The following is a 14096-nucleotide window of genomic DNA, read 5'->3' on the forward strand; positions in this document are numbered from 1 at the left end:
TCAGGCATGGAGGCGCCGGATCGAAGGGAGCACGACGATGACACTCGTCGTCCCTTCGCCCTTGCCACGTGGCTGAGGGCGAACAGACCAGGCTGGTGGCCTGGAGCCGGGAGATGCGCGCCGTCCACGAGCGGCTGCGCGAGGCGCTGGCGGTGACCCGGCGGGCGCTCGCCGACGGTGAGCCGGCCCGCCCGGCGACACATGAGCTGCTGTTGTTCTGCCACGGGTTCTGCGCGGCGCTCACCGCGCATCACGAGGGCGAGGACCACAGCCTCTTCCCGGCGATCGCCGCGCGGCATCCGGAGCTGCGCGGCACGCTGGACCGGCTGCGGCAGGACCACTCGATGATCGGGTACCTGCTGACCGGGCTGAGCGCGGCGGTGGCCCGCGACGCCCCGCCCGGGGAACTGGCCCGGCACCTGGAGGGCGTGGCGGCGATCATGGAGTCGCACTTCCGGTACGAGGAACGGCAGCTGCTCACCGTGCTGGAGACGCTCTCGCTGGACGCCGACCCGGGCGACGTGTTCGGGCCGTTGTGACCGCCGCCGCGGCCCGGCGGATGCGCACCGCCGGGCCGCGACAGTGGCCGGTCAGTTCAGGCCGCAGGTGGCGAACCCGTCCAGGTCCGGTCGCTGCGCGCCGACCCGGTTGAACGCGATCTCGATGCGGTCGAGCGCCGCGACGCGCTTGCTGCGCAGCGGGCCGAGGATGGCGTTGTCGATGAACGCCGGGCCGCCCTCGGGGCGTACCGCGAGGCGGGCCAGGCGGGCGTCGGCCTCGGCGATCTGCTTGTCCAGCGTGGCCAGTTCGGCCCGCACCTGGCCCGCGGCCGCCGCCGGGACGGCGGGCAGCGCCACCCGGGGACAGTTCACGGTCCGCGCCGCGCCACCGGCGTTGCCGTTCTGGCCGCCCGCGTTGCCGTTCTGACCGTTGCCGTTCTGCCCGCCGGCGTTGCCGTTGCCGTTCTGGCCGGAACCGTTCTGGCCGGCACCGCCGTTTACGGCGCTCGGGACGCCCGGGGCGTTGAGCGAGCAGGCCGCCAACGCGTCCAGGTCCGGCCGCTGCGCGCCGATCCGGTTGAAGGCGATCTCGATGCGGTCGAGCACGGCGACGCGCTTGCTGCGCAGCGGGCCGAGGATGGCGTTGTCGATGAACGCCGGGCCGCCCTCGGGGCGTACCGCCTGCCGGGCCAGCCGCTCGTTCTGCCGGGCGATCTCCTGGTCCAGGTTGGCCAGTTCCTGTTCCACCTGGGCCGACGCCGCAGCGGGGACGGCGGGCAGCTTGTCGCGTACGGTCGGGCAGTTCACGGTCTGCGCGGCGGCGGTGGTGGTGGCCGGGCGGTTGTTCTCGCCCGCCGACGCCAGTTGCAGTCCGCCGGCGAACAACAGCGCCGCGAGGGCGCCCACCCCGCCGAGCTTCAGGACCGCGGTCTTGCGCGTACCCCTGGCCATGCACCTCTCCTCTGGTTGACCGGGAGGACCGGCGCGGCGGGTGCCGCCCCGTCTCCACGGTGCGAAGTGACGACTGGAGGAATCGTGCTCGTGCCCGCTCCGGCATCGCGGTCCCGGCCGATGTTCCGGTCGGCAGTGGATACGGACGGCGCGGCGGGATCGTTCAGTGCGGGCCGAGGTTTGACCACATCGACGTCCATCGTTAGGCTGCGCTGAAAGCGCTTACTGCGCGGGAGACGTGAGCGTTCGTGGCACGGCCGTCCGGGTATCAAGGCCCGTCCCCGACACCGACCGGGCATCGGTGCCGGTGGGGGCACGGCACCACCACCCGCAGGAGACCAGCATGATCAACCGACACCGCCGTACGGTGCTGTGGACGTCCGCCGCGGCGACGGCCGCGCTCGCCGCGTCCGGCCTGGCCGTCGGCGCGACCGCCGCGCAGGCGGCCGCCGGCTGCCGCGTCGACTACGCCGTCACCGCGCAGTGGGGCGGCGGCTTCACCGCCAACGTCAACCTGACGAACCTCGGCGACCCGCTCAACGGCTGGGCCGTCACCTGGACCTTCGCCGCCGGTCAGACCGTCGCCCAGGCCTGGGGCGCCGAGATCACCGCCAGCGGGGCCTCGGTGCGGGCCGCCAACGTCAGCTACAACGGCAGCCTGGGCACCAACGCGAGCACGTCGTTCGGCTTCAACGGCACCTGGAACAACAACAGCAACCCGGTCCCGACCGCGTTCGCCGTCAACGGCGTCACCTGCACCGGCGGGGTCACCCCGACCACCGGTACGCCGACCAGCGCCCCGCCGAGCAGCCCGCCCCCGAGCACCCCGCCGCCGACGACGCCGCCACCGACCACGCCGCCGCCGGCCGGCGGGGCGATCTACGCCGCGCCGAACGGCACCGCCGGCGCGGCCGGCACCCAGGCCAGCCCGACCACGATCGCCGCGGCGATCACCCGCGTCGGCGCCGGTGGCACGATCTACCTGCGCGGCGGCACGTACAACCTGTCCCAGACGGTCACCGTCGCCGCCGGCAACAACGGCACGTCGAGCGCCCGCAAGAACCTGTACGCCTATCCGGGCGAGACGCCGATCCTGAACTTCTCCGCGATGAGCGAGGATCCGGCCAACCGGGGACTGGCGCTGAACGCCTCGTACTGGCACGTGCGCGGGCTCGTGGTGGAGCGGGCCGGTGACAACGGCATCTTCGTCGGCGGCAGCAACAACGTCATCGAGCGGACGGTGACCCGCTTCAACCGCGACACCGGGCTGCAACTGTCCCGGATCGCCTCCAGCACACCCCGCGACCAGTGGCCGGCGAACAACCTCATGGTCAGCGTGGAGTCGCACGACAACGCCGACTCCGACGGCGAGGACGCCGACGGCTTCGCGGCCAAGCTCACCGTCGGCGGCGGCAACGTCTTCCGGTACGCGGTGTCGCACCACAACATCGACGACGGATGGGACCTCTACACCAAGTCCGACACCGGCGCGATCGGCACGGTGACCATCGAGGACTCGCTCGCCTACAGCAACGGCACGCTGAGCAACGGCACGCAGAACGGCAACGGCGACCGCAACGGCTTCAAGCTCGGCGGCGAGGACATCGCCGTCAACCACACCGTCCGGCGCACCATCGCGTACCGCAACGGCAAGCACGGATTCACCTACAACCGGAACCCGGGCACGATGACGATCTCGAACAACCTGAGCATCGACAACACGGAGCGCAACTTCTCGTTCGACGCCGGCACCTCGGTGTTCCGGAGCAACACGTCCTGCCGCTTCGCCGGCAGCGGCTCCAACGACAAGACGGTCGGCAACGTGGACGGCTCGAACCAGTTCTGGTCCGGCAGCAACGGCTCCCGCTGCGCCACGTACTCCGGTGCCCTGGCCTGGTCCTTCGCCTCCGACGGCCGCCTCACGGTGACCCTCGGCGGCCGCCCGGTCTCGCTCTGACCCCCGGCAACCCCACACGGTTGATCATGAGGTTGGCGGCCGGATCGGAGATCGACATCGCCGTCAACCTCATGATCGACCGGGGGAGGGGTGGGGTGGGGGTGGGACGGGGGAGTGAGATCGGACCGAAGGACCGGCTTGACAGGATGATCGAGTCTTAGGTTAGCCTAACCTGCGTGACGAGCGGAACGATGCGGGCCGACGGCCTGCGCGGCAGTGAGCTGCGGCTGGGCTACCACGGCAAGACGGTGGTGCACGACGCCGCCATCACGCTGCGGCCCGCGGCGGTGACCGCGCTGGTCGGCCCCAACGGCAGCGGCAAGTCGACGCTGCTGCGCGGACTGGCCCGCCTGCACCCGCTGGAGCACGGCGAGATCGTGCTCGCCGACGGCACACCGGCCCGGACGCTGTCCGCCCGGGACTTCGCCCGCCGGGTCACGCTGCTCGCGCAGAGCCGGCCCACCCCCAGCGGGGTGACGGTGCGGGACGTGGTCGGGTACGGCCGGCACCCGTACCGGCAGCGGTGGCGCGCGAACGACCTCGACGGACCGGCCGCGATCGACCGCGCCATGCGGGTGACAGGCGTCGACGGCATGGCCGGACGGCCGGTCGACGAGCTCTCCGGCGGCGAGCTGCAACGGGTCTGGCTGGCCACCTGCCTGGCCCAGGACACCGCGATCCTGCTGCTGGACGAGCCGACCACGTTCCTGGACCTGCGCTACCAGGTGGAGATCCTCGACCTGATGCGCGACCTCGCCGACACCGCCGGCGTCGCCGTCGGTGTGGTGCTGCACGACCTCAACCAGGCGGCCGCCGTCGCCGACCAGGTCGTGCTCCTGCACGAAGGCCGGGTACGCGGTACCGGCACCCCGCACGAGGTGTTCACCGAGGCGGCACTCACCGAGGCGTACGGCATCCGCGTCGAGGTGAGCGTCGACCCGGTCACCAACCTGCTCTCCACACGTCCCGTCGGCCGGCACACGACCCGCGTCTCCGCCTGACCGACTCCTGCACACAGAAGAGAAGCCCGATGCTGCGTACCCGAATGACCCTGCTCGTCGCCGCCGCGGCGAGCGCGCTGCTGATCGCCGGCTGCGGCACCACCGAGGAGCCCGCCGCCGCACCGTCCCCCTCCGACGCCGCGTCCACCGGCCCGGTCACCGTCACCGACAGCCGGGGCAAGACCATCACGCTCAAGAGCCCCGCGACAAAGGTCGTCGGCCTGGAGTGGGGCGAGGTGGAGATGCTCGTCGGCCTCGGCGTGATGCCGGTCGGCGTGGCCGACCCCAAGGGGTACGCCACCTGGGTGACCGCCGCCCCGCTCGACGCGAGCGTCAAGGACGTCGGCACCCGGGGTGAGCCGAGCGTCGACTCCATCGTCGCCCTCCAGCCGGACCTCGTGGTGATGGAGGCCGAGCGCGGCTCCGCCGTCGTCACCCAGCTGGAGAAGTACGTCCCGGTGCTGGTCACCAAGGGCAGCGACGCCTCCGACAACATCGGCCGGATGCGCGCGGACCTGAAGATGATCGCCACCGCGACCGGCCGTACCGCCCAGGCGGACAAGCTGCTCGCCGACTTCGACGCCGCGATCGCCGACGGCAAGAAGAAGATCGCCGACGCCGGGGCGGCCGGTAAGCAGTTCGCCATCGCCGACGGCTGGAAGGAAGGCAGCACCGTCTCGATCCGGATGTTCGGCCAGGGCGCGCTCGTCTCCCAGCTCGGCATCCAGCTCGGCCTCAAGAACGCCTGGACCGGCAAGACCGACGAGATGTGGGGCCTGGGCCAGACCGACGTCGAGGGCATGACCGTCCTCAAGGGCCAGGACGTGCACTTCTTCTACAACGCCTCGGACGGCACCGACGTCTTCGCCGACGGCCTCGCCGGCAACGCGATCTGGCGTTCCCTGCCGTTCGTCCAGCAGAACAAGCTGCACAAGATGCCCAACGGCATCTGGACCTTCGGCGGCACGCTGTCCGCCAAGCAGTACATCGACGAGCTGGTCAAGGTCTACACGGCTTGAGCGCGATGACCGCCCCCGCCCCGCCGGGGCCGGCCACCCGGCCGGCCCCGGTCGGGCCGCCGCCCGCCCGGCGCAGCCGGGTGGCCGGCGCGTTCGCCCTCGCCGCCGCGCTGCTCGTCGCGATCACCGCGGTGCACCTCACCCAGGGCACCTCCTCGGTGGGGGCGCTGGACCTGCTCCGGCTGCTCACCGGCGGCGACGACGAGACCGCCCGGGTGCTCGTCGCCTCCCGCCTGCCCCGGCTGCTCACCGGCCTGGCCGTCGGCGTCGCGCTGGGCTTCGCCGGCGCGGCGTTGCAGTCGACCACCCGCAACCCGCTCGCCTCGCCGGACACGCTCGCCGTCAACGCGGGCGCCCACCTGGCGATCGTCTCCACCGCCGCGTTCGGGATCGCGCTGCCCGCGCTTCCCGCGGGCGGACTGGCGTTCTGCGGCGGACTCGCCGCCGCCTCCCTGGTCATGCTGCTCTCGGCCGGCGGTCAGGCCGCCACCACCCGGCTCATCCTCGCCGGCTCGGCCACCGCGATGGCGCTCTCCTCGCTGACCATGCTGCTCATGCTGCTGTTCGAGCAGGCCACCATCGGCCTGTTCGCCTGGGGCAACGGCTCGCTCGTACAGGGCGACCTGGTCGCGTTCACCCAGCTCGCCCCCGTGATCGGGGTCGCCGCGCTGGTGCTCGTGGCCCTCGGGCACCGGCTGGACCTGCTCGCCCTCGGCGACGACACCGCCACCGTGCTCGGGCTCAACGTGCGCCGTACCCGGCTGACTGTCGTGCTGCTGGCGGTGCTGCTCTCCGCCGCGGCGGTCACCCTGGCCGGCCCGATCGGCTTCGTCGGCCTCGGCGCGCCGGTGATCGTCCGCCTGCTCGGCCGGTGGGTGCCCGAGGTGCACCGGCACCGCATCCTGATGCCGCTGTCCGGCATCGTCGGCGTGGTCATCGTGCTCGGCTCCGACGTGCTGCTGCGCGCCGTGCTCGGCGGCCAGGCCGGAGTCGACGTGCCGACCGGCGTGGTGACCACGCTCTTCGGCGCGGTGCTGCTGGTCTGGCTGGCCCGCCGCCACCGCGACGCCGGGCCGACCCGGCAGGCGCCGGGCGGCCACGCCGCCGTCCGCTCCCGCGGCTTCGTCGCCACCGTCGTCACGGTCTGCGCGGTGGTCGTCACCGCCGCGCTGGTGCTCGGCATGCTCGCCGGCGACACGTGGGTGCTGCTCGGCGACATCGTCAACTGGGTGCAGGGCCGCACCGGACCGGCGTACACCTTCGTGCTGGACGCCCGCTGGCCGCGCGTCGCCGCGGCGCTGCTGGCCGGCGCCGCGCTGGCCCTGGCCGGCACCACGGTGCAGGCGGTGTGCCGCAACCCGCTCGCCGAACCGGGCATCCTCGGCATCACCGGCGGCGCCGGCATCGGCGCGGTGTCGCTGCTGACGTTCGCGCCGATGGCCGGCGTGCTCGCCCTGTCCGGCGCTGCCGGTCTCGGCGCGGTCGTCGCGTTCGCGCTGGTCTACGGCCTGGCCCGGCGGCGAGGGCTCAACTCCGACCGGCTGGTGCTGATCGGGTTCGCGGTCTGGCAGGGCGGTACGGCGATCATCACGTTCATCGTGGTGTCGTCCGACCCGTGGAACACCGGCAAGGCGCTGACCTGGCTGTCCGGCTCCACCTACGGGCGTACCGCGCCGCAGGTGCTGCCGGTGGCGATCGCGCTGCTGATCGCGCTGCCGGTGGTCGCCGCGGTGCGCCGCGAGCTGGACCTGCTCGCGCTCGACGACGACACGCCCCGGGTACTCGGCGTCCGGCTGGAACGCGCCCGGCTGGTCGCGCTCGGCCTGGCGGCGCTGCTCACCGCCACCGCCGTGTCGGCGGTCGGCGTGATCGGCTTCGTCGGCCTGGTCGCGCCGCACGCGGCCCGGGCGCTCGTCGGCGGGCGGCACACCCGCGTCCTGCCGGTCGCGGTGCTGCTCGGCGCCACCCTGGTCAGCCTCGCCGACACGCTCGGCCGCAGCGTCATCGCCCCCGCTCAGGTCCCCGCCGGTCTGGTCACCGCCATGATCGGCACCCCGTACTTCGTCTGGTTGCTGTGGCGTTCCCGCGCCGCGGCAGCCGCCCGTTGACCCGTTCACCGACGCACCCCCCACCGGCCGTGAGAGGAATGACGCATGACCAGCACCCTGGCCGTCGCGCCCTGGCGAGTCTTCACCGTCGAGGTCCGCGCGCTACGCCGGCTCGGCCCGTCCTTCCTTCGGGTGACGCTGACCGGCCCGGACCTGGACCGGTTCGCCGACAACGGGTACGACCAGCGGATCAAGCTGGCCCTGCCGCCGGTCGACGGCGCGCCGGGGGAGCTGCCCGACGGGCCGGACTGGTTCCCGCGGTGGCGTGAGCTGCCGGACGCGTTGCGCAGCCCGATCCGCACGTACACGGTCCGCGCCGTCCGGCCCGAGGCGTACGAGGTGGACGTGGACATGGCGCTGCACGGCGACGGCGGCCCGGCCACCCGGTGGGCCCGGCGGGCCCGCCTCGGCGACCGGATCGCCGTCGTCGGCCCCGACGCCGGGTGGGACGGCCCGCACGGCGGGGTCGAGTTCCAGCCGCCCGCCGGCGCGACGCTGCTGCTCGCAGGCGACGAGACGGCCGCGCCGGCGATCTGCGCGATCCTGGAGCGGCTGCCCGCCGACGCGCGCGGGCACGCGCTGGTGGAGGTGCCGGAGAGCGGCGACGAGCTGCCCTGCCGGGCCCCGGCCGGCGTCACTGTGACCTGGCTGCCCCGCGACGGCGCCCCGCACGGCAGCCGGCTCACCCCGGCCGTGACGAGCCTGGCCGGCCGGCTGGTGCCGGTACCGGTACCGGTGGCCGCCGCGCCGCTGGCCGAGGTGGACGTGGACCGGGACATCCTGTGGGAGGTGCCGGAGCGGCCCGACGGCGCGGCGCTCTACGCCTGGCTGGCCGGGGAGGCGGCGGTGATCCGCGGCCTGCGGCGGCACCTGGTCACCGAGCGGGGCATGGACCGGCGCGCGGTGGCGTTCATGGGCTACTGGCGGGCCGGTCGCGCGGAGAACTGATCGTCCCCACCACCGACGGAAGCGGGCCGGCGCATGGCGCCGGCCCGCTTCCGTCATGCCATCAGTCGCGCGGTGCGTACGGGGCGAGCGGGTTGACCAGGGTGCCGGCGAACTGCAACGCGGCCGACGGGTCGGACAGGTCCACCATCTGCTGGTTGTTGCGCAGCTGGAGCCGGTTGAGGCAGGACAGCGTGAACTCCGGCGCGAACAGGTCGTGCCGGCGCATCCGGTCGGCCAGGTGCGGCACCGTCGCGGCGTAGCCGGCGGCGCACGCGGCGACGGTGCGCCAGAACTCGTCCTGGTCGAGGACGCCCCGGGTGTGCAGGGCGGCGCTCAGGTGCCGCAGGAAGCAGTCGAAGACGTCGGTGAAGATGGACAGGATCTTCTCGTCCTCGGGCACGGCGGCCCGGATCCGCCGTACCCGCTCGGGCAGGTCCGCGTTCGGGTCCATCACCACGATCTCCTCGGCGATGTCCTTGAACACGACCCGCTCCACGGCGCCGCCGTGCAGCACCAGGATGACGTTCTCGCCGTGCGGCATGAACGCCAGGTCGTGGGCGTACAGGCTGTGCAGCAGCGGCACCAGGTAGGCGTCCAGGTAGCGGCGCAGCCAGTCGGCCGGCGCCAGCCCCGACTCGTCGATCAGCGCCGCGGCGAGCGACCGCCCGTCGCGGTCCAGGTGCAGCAGCGAGGCCATGGTGGCCAGCCGCCGCCCGGGTTCCAGCGCGGGGACCGGGCTCTCCCGCCACAGCGCCGCCAGCATCTTCCGGTACGGGGAGTACCTGTCGGTCGCCGCCTCGTACTGCCGGTGCCGGTAGCCGATGGCGGCCCGCTCCCGGATGATCGACAGGCCGGTGCGCTTGAGCACCGGGTCGCCCTCGATCAGCCCGGCCAGCCAGTCGTTGATGGCCGGCGTCGCCTCCATGTACGCGGCCGACAGCCCGCGCATGAAGCCCATGTTCAGCACCGACAGCGCGGTCTTCACGTAGTGCTTCGCCGGGTCGCTGACGTTGAAGAAGGTCCGGATGGACTGCTGCGCGAGGTACTCGTCCGGCCCCTCACCGAGGCAGACCAGCCGGCGCGCGGCCACCTCACCGGCGAACGTGACGGCGAGCTTGTTCCACCACTGCCACGGGTGCACCGGGACGAACAGGTAGTCGGCCGGGTCCAGGCCCAGCCCGGTGAGCGTGGCGGTGAACCCGGCCCGCGTCTGCTCGCCCAGCTCGGCCCGGACCAGCGTGTCGTAGTCCAGGTCGTCGGCGCAGGTGAACGTGGTGTGGTCGCGGTGCGCGGCGAGCCAGAGCAGCCGCACCGGCGCAGCGGCCTCCGGGGCGTACGCGTGGTACTCGTGCACGCCGAAGCCGATGCGGCCGTTGTTCGCCACGAAGCAGGGGTGCCCCTCGGTCATGCCGGTCTCGATCGCCTGGAACCCGGCAGCGGCCAGTTCGGCGGCGCTCACCGCGGGCTTGGCCAGCTTGTACGCGGTCCCGGCGAGCGTGGAGGTGATCTCCTCCAGGTAGACCGGCAGGATCGCGTCGGTGAGGCCGAGCGCGCCGCGCAGTTCCACGCACAGGTCGACGGCGTCGGGCGGCAGGTCCGCGCCGTCGCGGCGGCGCACGATGCTGTCCGCGTCGACCTCCCAGTGGTCCAGCGCCAGCCGCTGCGCCGCGAACCGGTACTCGACGGCGCCGTCGTCGCTGCGGACCAGCCACCGCCCCGAACCGTCGGGCTCGGGGGTGATCAGGCGCTCGTGGGCGAACTCGGCGAGCGCCTTGCGCACCAGCAGCCGGTTTGCCGTCGCCCACGCCTCGGGGGTCAGGTGTTCCACGGATGCGCTGGCGTTCACGCCGGTGCCCCTTCCTCGCCTGCGGGCGCGCCGGTGGCGGCCCGGAACTGGTCCCGCGTGCAGACGCTGAGCAGCGCCTCCTTCTCGGGCTTGCGGATCGGGCCGACGACTGAGAAGCCGACTGCCGCGTTGAGTGCGTGCACCGCCCTGTTGCGCACGTCCGGCTCCACCACCACCCGCCGGGTCGCCGGGTCGGCGAACAGCCAGGCCATCACCGTGGTGATGACGGCGCGGGTGAAGCCGTGCACGGGCGTGTCGGCGGGGGCGCAGAGGAAGTGCATGCCGACGTCGCCGGGCTCCGGGTCGTACAGACCGGCCAGCTCGACGTGTGCCGGGTCGTACCGTTCGGCCAGGAACGCCGGGGTGCCGCGCCACGACCCCAGGTACGCGTCGTGGTGCGGGTGGTCGGCGATGCGCCGGTACTCGGCGGCGACCGCGTCCACGTCGGCGTCCTGCATCAGCCAGAACGCGGACTTGGGATGGGTGACCCAGCGGTGCAGCAGCGCGGCGTCGGCGTCCGGGTCCAGCGGGCGCAGCGTGAATTCGCCCAGCGCGTCGTCGACGCGGGTGAAGGTGCTCATGCCGGGCTGTTTGGGCATGCGCTCGCGGCCCTCGCTTCGCTCGGTGCGCTCGCTCATGCGGGGCCGGCTGGGCATGCGCTCGCGGCCCTCGCTTCGCTCGGTGCGCTCGCTCATGCCGGCACTCCGAACTCCTGGAACGCGATCGCCTTCTCGATCGGGTAGTGCTCTCGGCCGGTCATCTCCCGGATCAGCCACGAGTTGCGGTACGGGCCCATGCCCAGGTCGGGGGAGGTGATGCTGTGCGTGTGGGTGCCGCCGTTCTGGAGGAACACGCCCCGGCCGGTGTGGTCGACGCTGTAGTTGCGGGCCACGTCGAAGCGGCCGTGCGCGTCGAAGCGGAGCCGGTCGCGTACCGGCGCGAGGAACTCCGGCACCCGGTAGTGGTAGCCGGTGGCGAGCACCAGCCCTTCGGTGTCCAGCGTGAACGCGCGGTCCTGCTCGGTGTGGCGCAGCCCGAGCCGGTAGCGGCCGTCGGTGTACGCCGCCTCGACCAGTTCGGTGTTGGTGAGCAGGCGGGTGGGCACCGGCCCGGGCAGGCTCTTGGCGTACAGCAGGTCGTAGATGTCGTTGATCAGGTCGGCGTTGATGCCCTTGAACAGCGGCTTCTGCGCGGCCTCCAGCGCGTAGCGGGTCGGCTCGGGCAGCGCGTGGAAGTAGTCCACGTAGTCCGGCGAGGTCATCTCCAGCGTGAGCTTGGTGTACTCCAGCGGGAAGAAGCGGGGCGAGCGGGTCACCCAGGTGAGCTGGTAGCCGTACGTGTCGATGTCGCCGAGCAGGTCGTGGTAGATCTCGGCGGCGCTCTGGCCGCTGCCGACGATGGTGATGCTGTCCTTGGCCCGCAGCGCCTCCCGGTGTTCCAGGTAGCGCGAGTTGTGGATCATGTCACCGCCGAGCCCGGCGCAGGCCGGCGGCAGGTACGGCGGGGTGCCGGTGCCGAGCACGAGGTGCCGGGCCCGGTGGGTGACCGGCCCGTCCGGCGTGTCGGCGTGCACCACGTACCGGTCGTCGGCCTCGTCGTACTCGACAGTGGTGACGCCGTGCCGGAAGCGCAGGTTCGGCAGCTTGGCGGCGGCCCAGCGGCAGTAGTCGTTGTACTCGGCGCGCAGCGGGAAGAAGCTCTCCCGGATGTAGAACGGGTAGAGCCGGCCGGTCTCCTTCAGGTAGCTCAGGAACGAGTACGGCGAGGTGGGGTCCGCGAGCGTGACCAGGTCGGCGATGAACGGCGTCTGAAGTCGGGTGGATTCGAGCAGCATGCCGGGATGCCAGTCGAAGCTGTCCCGCGCCTCCAGGAACAGTCCGTCGAGGTCGTCGATCGGGGCGGTGAGGCAGGCCAGTCCGAGGTTGTAGGGGCCCAGCCCGACGGCGATGAAGTCGTGGGTCGACATGGGGTTCTCGTTCTCCTCGACGGGGGTCAGCCGACCGGGCAGGACAGCTCGGTGGCGGTGGCGGTCCGGGCGTACCAGGCGGCGTGGTCGGCGACGAGGTCCAGCACGTGGGCGACGTCGTCCACTGTGGTCTCCGGGTTGAGCAGGGTGAGCTTCAGGTGGTGGGCGCCGTCGACCCGGGTGCCGGCGACCAGTGCCGCGCCGGAGGCGGCGAGCGCCTCGCGGGCGTACAGGTTGGCCTCGTCGACCAGGTCGGCGGCGAGGCCGGCGGGCCGGTACCGGAAGACCACGGTGCTCAGCTGCGACGGCGCGGCCACCTCGAACCGCGGGTCGGCGTCGAGCCGCCGCCACGCCTGCGCCGCGAGGTCGACGACCTGGTCGAACAGCGCGCCGATCGCGTCCGGCCCCATGATCCGCAGGGTCAGCCAGAGCTTGCAGGCGTCGAACCGGCGGGTGGTCTGGATGCTCTTGTCGACCTGGTTCGGGATGCCCTGCTCGACCGCGCGGGCCGGGTTGAGGTAGTCGGCGTGCCAGGTGGCGTGGCGCAGCGTCCGGCCGTCGCGGACCAGCAGCGCGCTGGAGCTGACCGGCTGGAAGAACGACTTGTGGTAGTCCACAGTCACCGACGCGGCCCGTTCGATGCCGTCCAGCAGGTGCCGGCGGGTGGGGGAGACCAGCAGCCCGCAGCCGTACGCGGCGTCGACGTGCAGCCAGGCGCCCGCGGCGGCGCAGATGTCGGCGATCTCCGGCAGCGGGTCGACGGTGCCGAAGTCGGTGGTGCCGGCGGTGGCGACGACTGCCATCACCACCTGACCGTCGCGGTGACAGCTGTCGATCGCGCGGGCCAGCTCGTCGGTGCGCATCCGGCGGTTCGCGTCGGTGGGCACGGTGAGGACCGCGTCGGCGGCCAGTCCGAGCAGCTTGGCGGCCTTCTGCACGCTGAAGTGCCCTGCCGCGGAGGTGATGACGCGCAGCCGGGACAGCACCTGCGGCCGGTCCGGCCGGCCGCCGGCGCCGCCCACCACGGTGCGGTACGCCTCCTCGCGCGCCAGCAGGAGCGCCTGGAGGTTCGATTGGGTGCCGCCGCTGGTGAAGACCCCGTCGGCGCCGGTGCCGAACCCGATGCGCCCGGCCGTCCACTCGATCAGGCGCCGCTCCATCAGCGTCGCACCGGCGCTCTGGTCCCAGGTGTCCAGTGAGGAGTTGACCGCGCTGAGGACCGCCTCGCCGAGCAGCGCCGGGATGACCACCGGGCAGTTCAGGTGGGCCAGGTAGCGCGGGTGGTGGAACCAGACGGCGTCGCGCAGCCACACGTCGTGCAGCTCGTCCAGGGCGGCGTCGGTGTCGCCGAGCGGCCGGTCCAGGTCGATGGCGCCGACGAGCGGGGCCAGTTCCTCGGGCGTGACGCCGGTGAACGGGCGGTCCGCCTCGGCCACCCGGCGGGCCACCCGGTCCACGCCGCGCGCCAGCACGTCCCGGTAGCGCCCGAGCGAGCCGGCGTTGAACAGGTGGCCGCGTGCCGTGGCGGCGGCGCGGCCGGTGTCGGCGGGCGCGGCGCCGGTCGGGCTCCCGATCGAACTCATGCGACATCCCAGCGGTCGTACGGACAGGACGCGGCCAGAGCCGCGGCGATCAGGTTAGGTTAGGCTGGCCTAACTATCAAGCGCGACTCGGGATGCTTTGTCCCGGATGTGCCGCCGGTTGGCGCCCTGCGCGCGTCGCGGTAAGGTCGCCCTCGGTTAGGGGAGGTTATCCTAAGTTGACTGTCGAACGGAACCGTCGCCCGGCGCGTCGAGGCGG

Annotated in this window: 11 protein-coding genes; 6 read left to right on the forward strand and 5 right to left on the reverse strand. The window is 72.9% G+C overall.

Annotated elements, in window-relative coordinates; all coding sequences use genetic code 11:
* The first annotated feature begins 68 nt into the window (after positions 1-68).
* Positions 69-539: a hemerythrin domain-containing protein gene (locus OC439_RS16790; protein WP_262014233.1), complete on the forward strand. Its 471-nt coding sequence runs from the start codon at positions 69-71 to the stop codon at positions 537-539.
* Positions 540-590: 51 nt separating this feature from the next.
* Here the strand turns inward: OC439_RS16790 and OC439_RS16795 are convergent, their stop codons facing one another.
* Positions 591-1451 carry a hypothetical protein gene (locus OC439_RS16795; protein ID WP_262014234.1) on the reverse strand — a complete coding sequence of 287 codons (861 nt, stop codon included), beginning with the start codon at positions 1449-1451 and terminating at the stop codon, positions 591-593.
* A 343-nt stretch (positions 1452-1794) separates the two neighbouring features.
* Here OC439_RS16795 and OC439_RS16800 point away from each other — a divergent pair, with 343 nt between their 5' ends.
* The 5 genes from OC439_RS16800 to OC439_RS16820 all read left to right on the forward strand — a co-directional run bounded on the left by OC439_RS16800 (position 1795) and on the right by OC439_RS16820 (position 8484).
* Positions 1795-3408, forward strand: a complete 1614-nt coding sequence (locus OC439_RS16800; protein WP_262014235.1) for a cellulose-binding domain-containing protein — start codon at positions 1795-1797, stop codon at positions 3406-3408.
* Between the two features lie 191 nt (positions 3409-3599).
* A complete protein-coding gene (locus OC439_RS16805) occupies positions 3600-4409 on the forward strand; it encodes an ABC transporter ATP-binding protein (protein ID WP_194800125.1) in 810 nt (269 codons plus the stop codon).
* Positions 4410-4438: 29 nt separating this feature from the next.
* Positions 4439-5428, forward strand: coding sequence for an iron-siderophore ABC transporter substrate-binding protein (locus OC439_RS16810; RefSeq protein WP_262014236.1), 990 nt, complete (start codon positions 4439-4441; stop codon positions 5426-5428).
* Between the two features lie 5 nt (positions 5429-5433).
* Entirely contained in the window at positions 5434-7536 is a 2103-nt protein-coding gene (locus OC439_RS16815) for an iron ABC transporter permease (RefSeq protein WP_262014304.1), read from the forward strand.
* Between the two features lie 45 nt (positions 7537-7581).
* Entirely contained in the window at positions 7582-8484 is a 903-nt protein-coding gene (locus OC439_RS16820; RefSeq protein WP_262014237.1) for a siderophore-interacting protein, read from the forward strand.
* Between the two features lie 61 nt (positions 8485-8545).
* On the opposite strand, the gene OC439_RS16825 is transcribed toward OC439_RS16820, so the two are convergent.
* The 4 genes from OC439_RS16825 to OC439_RS16840 form a co-directional block, all read right to left on the reverse strand.
* A complete protein-coding gene (locus OC439_RS16825) occupies positions 8546-10330 on the reverse strand; it encodes an IucA/IucC family protein (protein WP_262014238.1) in 1785 nt (594 codons plus the stop codon).
* Positions 10327-10911 (reverse strand): GNAT family N-acetyltransferase, encoded by a 585-nt coding sequence (locus tag OC439_RS16830; RefSeq protein WP_262014305.1) that lies wholly within the window; start codon positions 10909-10911, stop codon positions 10327-10329. The genes OC439_RS16825 and OC439_RS16830 overlap by 4 nt, the downstream gene beginning before the upstream one ends.
* Before the next feature lie 110 nt (positions 10912-11021).
* Positions 11022-12296, reverse strand: coding sequence for a lysine N(6)-hydroxylase/L-ornithine N(5)-oxygenase family protein (locus OC439_RS16835; RefSeq protein ID WP_262014239.1), 1275 nt, complete (start codon positions 12294-12296; stop codon positions 11022-11024).
* A 26-nt stretch (positions 12297-12322) separates the two neighbouring features.
* Positions 12323-13879, reverse strand: a complete 1557-nt coding sequence (locus OC439_RS16840) for a pyridoxal phosphate-dependent decarboxylase family protein (protein ID WP_262014240.1) — start codon at positions 13877-13879, stop codon at positions 12323-12325.
* Positions 13880-14096 lie beyond the last annotated feature (217 nt).

The sequence above is a fragment of the Micromonospora sp. Mcm103 genome (assembly GCF_024519755.1).
GTDB classification, from domain to species: domain Bacteria; phylum Actinomycetota; class Actinomycetes; order Mycobacteriales; family Micromonosporaceae; genus Micromonospora; species Micromonospora aurantiaca.

Excerpts from the sequence above, each read along its gene's own strand:
- OC439_RS16800 (WP_262014235.1), top strand. The coding sequence starts at position 1,795 with ATGATCAACCGACACCGCCGTACGGTGCTGTGGACGTCCGCCGCGGCG.
- OC439_RS16795 (WP_262014234.1), bottom strand. The coding sequence starts at position 1,451 with ATGGCCAGGGGTACGCGCAAGACCGCGGTCCTGAAGCTCGGCGGGGTG.
- OC439_RS16815 (WP_262014304.1), top strand. The coding sequence starts at position 5,434 with ATGACCGCCCCCGCCCCGCCGGGGCCGGCCACCCGGCCGGCCCCGGTC.
- OC439_RS16830 (WP_262014305.1), bottom strand. The coding sequence starts at position 10,911 with ATGAGCACCTTCACCCGCGTCGACGACGCGCTGGGCGAATTCACGCTG.
- OC439_RS16840 (WP_262014240.1), bottom strand. The coding sequence starts at position 13,879 with ATGAGTTCGATCGGGAGCCCGACCGGCGCCGCGCCCGCCGACACCGGC.
- OC439_RS16835 (WP_262014239.1), bottom strand. The coding sequence starts at position 12,296 with ATGTCGACCCACGACTTCATCGCCGTCGGGCTGGGCCCCTACAACCTC.
- OC439_RS16810 (WP_262014236.1), top strand. The coding sequence starts at position 4,439 with ATGCTGCGTACCCGAATGACCCTGCTCGTCGCCGCCGCGGCGAGCGCG.
- OC439_RS16805 (WP_194800125.1), top strand. The coding sequence starts at position 3,600 with ATGCGGGCCGACGGCCTGCGCGGCAGTGAGCTGCGGCTGGGCTACCAC.
- OC439_RS16820 (WP_262014237.1), top strand. The coding sequence starts at position 7,582 with ATGACCAGCACCCTGGCCGTCGCGCCCTGGCGAGTCTTCACCGTCGAG.